This is a genomic window from Streptomyces sp. NPDC056948, from assembly GCF_042674225.1.
Taxonomy (GTDB): Bacteria; Actinomycetota; Actinomycetes; order Streptomycetales; family Streptomycetaceae; genus Streptomyces; species Streptomyces purpurascens.
In genome coordinates this window covers 1-6,828 of the sequence record NZ_JBHUQX010000465.1, presented here as the reverse complement: position 1 = coordinate 6,828, position 6,828 = coordinate 1, and the positions used below count along the sequence as shown (strand labels likewise).

The 6,828-nt window shown below is 72.9% G+C and carries 7 protein-coding genes; 4 read left to right on the top strand and 3 right to left on the bottom strand.

Annotated elements, in window-relative coordinates; genetic code table 11:
* Positions 1-770 (bottom strand): Gfo/Idh/MocA family protein (locus ACFTZL_RS38380; protein ID WP_382593117.1); only part of this gene is annotated, 770 nt, incomplete at its 3' end.
* Positions 771-856: 86 nt separating this feature from the next.
* Here ACFTZL_RS38380 and ACFTZL_RS38375 point away from each other — a divergent pair.
* The 4 genes from ACFTZL_RS38375 (at position 857) to ACFTZL_RS38360 (ending at position 5,228) form a co-directional block, all read left to right on the top strand.
* The gene (locus tag ACFTZL_RS38375) at positions 857-2,191 is read left to right on the top strand and encodes a multidrug effflux MFS transporter (protein ID WP_382593114.1); all 1,335 of its coding nucleotides are present in this window, start codon (positions 857-859) and stop codon (positions 2,189-2,191) included.
* Positions 2,116-3,318 (top strand): serine hydrolase domain-containing protein, encoded by a 1,203-nt coding sequence (locus ACFTZL_RS38370; RefSeq protein WP_382593111.1) that lies wholly within the window; start codon positions 2,116-2,118, stop codon positions 3,316-3,318. Before ACFTZL_RS38375 ends, ACFTZL_RS38370 begins: the two co-directional genes overlap by 76 nt.
* Positions 3,319-3,801: 483 nt before the next feature.
* Positions 3,802-4,791: a small ribosomal subunit Rsm22 family protein gene (locus ACFTZL_RS38365; RefSeq protein ID WP_382593108.1), complete on the top strand. Its 990-nt coding sequence runs from the start codon at positions 3,802-3,804 to the stop codon at positions 4,789-4,791.
* Positions 4,792-4,874: 83 nt separating this feature from the next.
* Positions 4,875-5,228, top strand: a complete 354-nt coding sequence (locus tag ACFTZL_RS38360; RefSeq protein ID WP_382593106.1) for a hypothetical protein — start codon at positions 4,875-4,877, stop codon at positions 5,226-5,228.
* Here the strand turns inward: ACFTZL_RS38360 and ACFTZL_RS38355 are convergent.
* Together ACFTZL_RS38355 and ACFTZL_RS38350 are read right to left on the bottom strand one after the other, a co-directional pair.
* Positions 5,195-6,565: a S28 family serine protease gene (locus ACFTZL_RS38355; RefSeq protein WP_382593103.1), complete on the bottom strand. Its 1,371-nt coding sequence runs from the start codon at positions 6,563-6,565 to the stop codon at positions 5,195-5,197. The two genes, ACFTZL_RS38360 and ACFTZL_RS38355, sit on opposite strands and share 34 nt — an antisense overlap.
* Positions 6,566-6,681: 116 nt before the next feature.
* Positions 6,682-6,828 (bottom strand): DUF6243 family protein (locus ACFTZL_RS38350; protein WP_382593120.1); only part of this gene is annotated, 147 nt, incomplete at its 5' end.

The window sequence follows — 6,828 nt, the reverse complement described above, 5'->3', positions numbered from 1 at the left end:
GGGAAGAAGAACCCGTCCGGGATGTCGATGCGGCCCTGCGAGCCGGTGACCGAGGCGGAGGTCGCCGTACCGCCGACGATGGAGCAGTGCACCGAACCAAGAGCGCCGCTCTCCCAGGAGAGCAGCGCTCCCGTCTGGAGATCGACACCCTCCTCGGAGAGCACCGCTCGCGCCGCGATGTCCGACGGCTCCCCGAGCAGAAGCTGCGCGAACGACACCGGATACACGCCGAGATCGAGCAGCGCGCCCCCGCCCAGCTCCGGATTCCGTAGCCGGTGCGAGGGCGGAAAAGGACCGGCCAGCCCGAAATCGGCCTGCACACTGCGTACTTCGCCGATCGCACCGTCGTCCACCAGCGACTTCAGCCGGCGCACCAGCGGATTGCAGTACATCCACATCGCCTCCATCAGGAAGCGCCCGTGCTCCCGCGCCAGCGCGACGAGTTCCGCCGCCTCGCCGACGTTCAGCGTGAAGGGCTTCTCGCACACCACGTTCCGCCCGGCCGCCAGACACAGACCGGCGGCGGTCCGGTGCGCCGTGTGCGGTGTGGCCACGTAGACGACATCGATGTCCTCGTCCCGCGCGAGCGCGTTCCAGTCGCCGTACGCCCGGGGTATCCCGAACCGCTCCGCGAACGCCTTCGCCGACTCCTCGGACCGCGACGCCACCGCCACGACCTCCGCGTCCGGCAGGTCGAACAGATCCGCCGTGAACGCGGCCGCGATCCCACCGGTCGCCAGGATGCCCCATCGCACCGTGTCCGCCGTCATTCCCGACCCGCCTTCACCTTGTGACCCCGAGCAGTCCGTACGAGCTGAGAGCATAGGGGGCGATCGAATCGAACAGGGAGGGACTCATGCCCGAGGGTGGGGCGTCCATATCGAACACCGCGCAGGGGGCCGCAGCAGAGACGGAGCGGCCCGACCTCACACCGCACCGCCGCACCGGGCTCCTCGTCACCTTCCTCCTCGGCAGCCTGACGGCCGTACCGCCGCTGGCGATGGACATGTACCTCCCGTCGCTGCCGGAGGTCACCCGCTCCCTGCACGCGCCCGCCGCGACCGTCCAGCTCACGCTCACCGCCTGCCTGGCCGGCATGGCGCTCGGCCAGCTCGTCGTCGGGCCGATGAGCGACCGCTGGGGGCGCCGCCGGCCGCTGCTCGCCGGGCTCGCCGTCTTCGTCGTCGCCACCGTCCTGTGCGCCCTCGCCCCCACCGTGGAACTCCTGGTCGCCTTCCGGCTGGCCCAGGGCCTCGCGGGCGCCGCCGCGATCGTCATCGCCCGGGCCGTCGTCCGCGACCTCTACGACGGCATGGCCATGGCCCGCTTCTTCTCCACCCTCATGCTGATCTCCGGAGTCGCCCCGATCGTGGCGCCGCTGATCGGAGGACAGGTCCTGCGCGTGACGGACTGGCGGGGCGTGTTCGTCGTCCTCACCGTCATCGGCATCGCGATCGGCGTCCTGGTCTGGACGAAGCTGCCCGAGACCCTGCCGCCCGCCGAGCGCCACAGCGGCGGCGTCGGCGAGGCCCTGCGCGCGATGCGCGGCCTGCTCGCCGACCGGTCCTTCGCCGGCTACACCCTCACCGGCGGCTTCGCCTTCGCCTCGCTCTTCGCCTACATCTCGGCGTCCCCCTTCGTCATCCAGGAGATCTACGGCGCCTCCCCGCAGACGTTCAGCCTGCTGTTCGGCGTCAACTCCGTCGGGCTGGTCCTCGTCGGCCAGATCAACGGCAAGATCCTGGTCGGCCGGGTCAGCCTGGACCGGGTGCTGGGGATCGGCCTGGCGATCGTCGTCGCCGCCGCGACCGCGCTGCTGCTGATGTCCACGGGCGTGTTCGGCGAGGTCGGTCTCGCGCCCGTCGCCGTCGCGCTCTTCGTGCTGATGTCCGCGATGGGCATCACCCTGCCCAACACCCAGGCCCTCGCGCTGATGCGCACCAAGCACAACGCCGGCTCCGCGTCCGCCCTGCTCGGCACGTCGTCGTTCCTCATCGGCGCGATCGCCTCCCCGCTCGTCGGCGTCGCCGGCGAGGACACCGCCGTCCCGATGGCCGTCGTCCAACTGGCCGCCGCACTGGTGGCAGTGGCCTGCTTCGTGGGAATGTGCCGACCTTGGAGGGCCTCGAAGACCTCGAAGGCCTCGGAGACGGAGAGCAGGACCGCGAGCGCGGAGGGAGCGGACAGCTGAGCGCACCGAGACTGCGCGACGGCACGCCGGAACGGGCCGGACTCGACCCCGCGGAACTGCGTCAGCTCGTCCGGGAGGTCCACGTCCTCACCACCGGGCGGCGCCCCTGGGCGCCGGGCGCGGTCCTGGTCGTCGGGCGCGGCCCCGTGATCGCGGTGGAGGAGGCGGCGGGCTGGGCCGTGCGGTACGCGGCCTACGACGAGGCCGCCGACGCCGGTGTGGAGCTGCCCGCCGAGGACCGCGTCCCGATGACCGTCGGCACGCCCTTCGACCTGGCATCTCTGACGAAACTGTTCACGTCCGTGGCCGCCGTGCAGCAGATCGAGCGCGGCACGCTGGGCATCGACGCGAAGGTGGGGGCGTATCTGCCCGACTTCACGGGGGCGGCCCGGCACGGCCTCACCGTGCGGCAACTGCTCACCCACACCTCCGGGCTGCGGCCCGAACTCCCGCTGTACGACTGCGCCGACGCCGCGCACCGGCTGGCGATGCTCCAGGCGGAGCCGCCGGTGGGCGTGCCCGGCACGTACTGCTACTCCGACCTGAACATGCTCCTCCTCCAGTACGTCCTGGAACGCGTCAGCGGCCGCACCCTCGACGTCCTTGTCCGCGACGGCATCACCCGGCCGCTGGGCATGACGGCGACGGAGTTCGGGCCGTGCGCCGGGGCGGCGGCCACGGAGGACCAGCGGCGGCCGTGGGCCAAGGCGGACCGGGGGATGCTGCGGGGCGAGGTCCACGACGAGAACGCCTGGGCGCTGGGCGGTGTGGCGGGCCACGCGGGCCTGTTCTCCACGGGCCGGGACCTCGCGGTGTTCTGCCGCACCCTCCTCGCCGGCGGCTCCTACGGCCCCGCCCGCATACTCGGCCCCGACTTCGTCGACCTCCTCTTCACCCCGCCCGGCCTCGGCTTCTCCCTGGACCAGCCGTGGTTCATGGGCGACCTGGCCGGCCGGGGAGCGGCCGGCCACACGGGCTTCACCGGCACGTCCCTCGTCCTCGACCCGGCGACGGACACGTTCCTGATCCTCCTCACCAACACGGTCCACCCACGCCGCCGCCGCCCGGACAACGCGCCCAGGGCAGCGGCGGGGGCACGGGTGGCCCGAGCGGTACGGGGAATCTGAGAGCGCCGCCCCCGGAAATGACCGGCGGGCTGGTCTGCGAGGGTCGTTCTCCAGGCCGGGCTCTCTGCCCGCGGGCACCGCCTGCCCGCACCGGTCGGCTCCCCAGCCCGAGCCCCGCGCGAGCGCCGCTGTCCACGTGCGAGCGCCCGTTCTGAGCGGCGGGCCGGTCCGCGAGGTCTGCTCTCCGGCCCGGGGGCGCTCTGCCCGCGGGCGCCGCCTGCCCACCTGTGCTGGCTCCCCAGCCCGAGCCCCGCGCGAGCGCCGCTCTCCCCGCGCGAGCGCCCGCTCTGAGCGGCGGGCCGGTCCGCTAGGTCTGCTCTCCGGCCCGGGGCCGCCCTGCCCGCGGGCGCCGCCTGCCCACCTCGGCCGGCTCCCCACCCCGAGCCCCGCTCTCCCGCGCGAGCCCCGCTCTCCACGCGCGAGCAGCCCCTGCCGCCCGAGCACCGCTCTCTCCCACCCCTGGCCCCCTCGTAGAATCGCCGGGTGAACGCCCCCGCACCCCCGGCTGCCGAAATCCTCCGTACCGCTCTCGCCGGTCTGCTCGACGGGCTGCCGCCGCGGCAGGCCTCGCGGGCGGTCGAGCGGCTGATCGCCAGTTATCGCGGGGCCACCCCGACCGACGCTCCCATCCTTCGGGACCGGGCCGATGTGGCCGCCTACGCGGCCTACCGGATGCCCGCGACCTTCGAGGCGGTGCGGTCGGCGCTGGAGGCGTTCGCGGATGCCGTGCCCGAGTGGGCGCCCGGCGGGCACCTGGACGTCGGCGGCGGTACCGGCGCCGCGGCCTGGGCCGTGACGGCGACCTGGGACGGGGAGCGGCCCGTCACCGTGCTCGACTGGGCCGAGCCCGCGCTGGCTCTGGGCCGGGAGATCGCCGCGGCCAACCCGGCCCTGCGGGACGTGCGGTGGCAGCGCTCCCGGATCGGAGCGGCGCTCACCCTCGAGAGCACGGATCTCGTCACGGTCTCCTACGTCCTCAATGAGCTGACCGCCCCCGACCGCACCGCCCTCGTCGACGCCGCCGCGGCCGCGGCCCAAGCCGTCGTGATCGTCGAACCCGGCACCCCCGACGGCTACGCCCGCGTCATCGAGGCCCGCGACCGGCTGATCGCCGCCGGCTTCCACATCGCCGCCCCCTGCCCGCACAGCGCGGCCTGCCCCATCGTCCCGGGCACGGACTGGTGCCACTTCTCCGCCCGGGTCAGCCGTTCCTCCCTGCACCGCCAGGTCAAGGGCGGCTCCCTCCCCTACGAGGACGAGAAGTTCAGCTACGTCGCCGCCGCCCGCTTCCCCGTCGAACCGGCTCCCGCACGCGTCGTACGCAAGCCCCAGATCCGCAAGGGCCAGGTCCTCCTCGACCTCTGCGAGACCGAACCGTCCCTGAACCGCACCACCGTCACCAAGCGCCACGGCGACCTGTACAAGGCCGCACGCGACGCGGACTGGGGTGACGCCTGGCCACCCGCACCCTGATCACCGACCTCCTGTCGGGTACGCCTAAGATCAACTCGCGCCTCTGGGCGTGAGCATGACGTACCAAAAAACGGGAGGAACCTTTGAAGAAGCTTCTGATCGCCCCGGTGGCGGTCGCGGCCCTGGCCCTGGCCGGATTCGTACCGAGTGCCTCCGGCACGGCGACCGTGCAGAACGACGACATGACCACCGTCGCGGCCACGGCGAAGTGCAAGAGCCTCACGGCGCTGTCGAACGTCAACGTGCGCAAGTCGGCCAGCACCAAGTCGACCATCCTGCGCCTCTGGTACAAGGGCACCAAGGGCTGCGACATCAAGGGTGTCGACGGCGGCTCGTACAAGAACGCCTGCGGGATCAAGAGCTACCACTACTGGCGCAAGGTCAACTACCGCGGCACCGTGGGCTACGTGCCCAACGTCTGCGTGAAGTACTCCTGACCGACCCAGCGGAACAACGCCTCCTCCGCCGACGCCCGGTCGGCGGGGGACAGGTTCGCGATGTCGACGTTGTGATTGCCGCCCGGCACCCACAGGAGCCGTGAGTCGGCACCCCCGGGCCGGAAGTGCTCGGCCACGGCCGGGTCCTGGGCGCCGTTGACGAACAGCAGCCGGCTGCCGCGGCGGCGGACCCAGCGGTCGATGTCCGGCATGGCGGTCGTGTCGAAGACCATGGGGATGTCCCGGGGGACGAAGTTGCGCGCCGCGATGCCGTCCGGGTGGCGCAGCAGGTCCGCCACGTGGGAGGTGGGGACATCGCCGTACCCCAACTGCGTGCCGATCTGGTACCAGTACGGGATGTACCGCCGGGCCGCGGTGTCGGCGTACAGGGACAGCCCCGCCCAGTTGTCCAGCCACGCGTACAGCTCGTCGGTCGTCGCCTCCGGGCCGGGAATCGCGGCGGTGTCGGCCGGCGTCGCGCGCTGCCAGAACATGAACAGCACCCGCAGCACGGCGATTTCGAACGCCTGGTCGGCGCTGCCGATGATGCGGAAGGTGTCGCCGTTGGCGGCCGCCCAGGCCTCGTAGCGGGCGACCAGCTCGGCCCGGTGCTCCAGCATCCGGCGCTGGGCGGCCTTGACGGCCTCGCGGTCGGGGGCGGTGCCGACCGTCTCCAGGAAGCGCAGGCAGGCGGAGTCCTCGCGGTCGTCGACGTTGTTCGGGGCCGAGTAGACCACCGTGCCGTCCACGTCACCGGGGTGGAAGCGGCGGTGGTAGACGCTCGCCATGCCGCCCTTGCTGCCGCCGGTGGAGAGCCATGCGCCGGGGTAGATCCGGCGGAAGAGCCGGACGACGCGGTGATGGTCGTCGGCGGCCTGGCGGACGGTGAGGTGGGTGTAGCCGGGTTCCGCCGGGCGTGAGGTGCCGAAGTAGCGGTGCTCCACCTGGAGTTGGTTGGCGCCCAGCAGCGTTGCCGGTTCGGTCAGCCGGGGGGTGAGGACCGCGTGGTAGCCGGTGCTGAACAGCACCGTGGGCCGGTCGGCGGCGGTGTGGAGCAGGGTGAGGCGCTGCTCGAAGGTGCCGGCCGCGGGGTCGGTGTGGTCGACGGGCTGGCGCAGGCCCAGGACGAAGTGCCGGTACCCCGCTTCGGCGTCCTGCCGCTCCTCGATCAGCCGCAGTCCGGGCAGCGCCCGCAGGGTGTCCGCGATGTCGGCGTCCCCCGGCCGGGGCCTTCCGGCCGCCGCCCGCGCGGGTACGGCCGCCGTGGCGGCGAGGCCCGCCGCCGAGACCGCCGAGGCCGCCGAGGTGAGCAGCCGTCGTCTTGTCCACACGCCCATCGTGTTTCCTCCCGGGTGTCCGTCGGTCGCGGTGTCGCGACCGCTTCAGTACATCCGCCGGACGTCCCGGGAGGATCCCGCGCGCGAGGGGACGGTCTCCCCCGGACGGGGGAGGCTCACGACGACAGGTCGGTCGTACCGCCCTCCTGTCCTTCCCGCTGTTGCTGTCGCTTCTCCTGGAGCTTGCGCAGCAGCTCGCGCTTCTGGGCCTGCGGATCGAGACCGCCGCCGATCCGGTCGCCCCGGCCGCCGCCGCGCAGCGC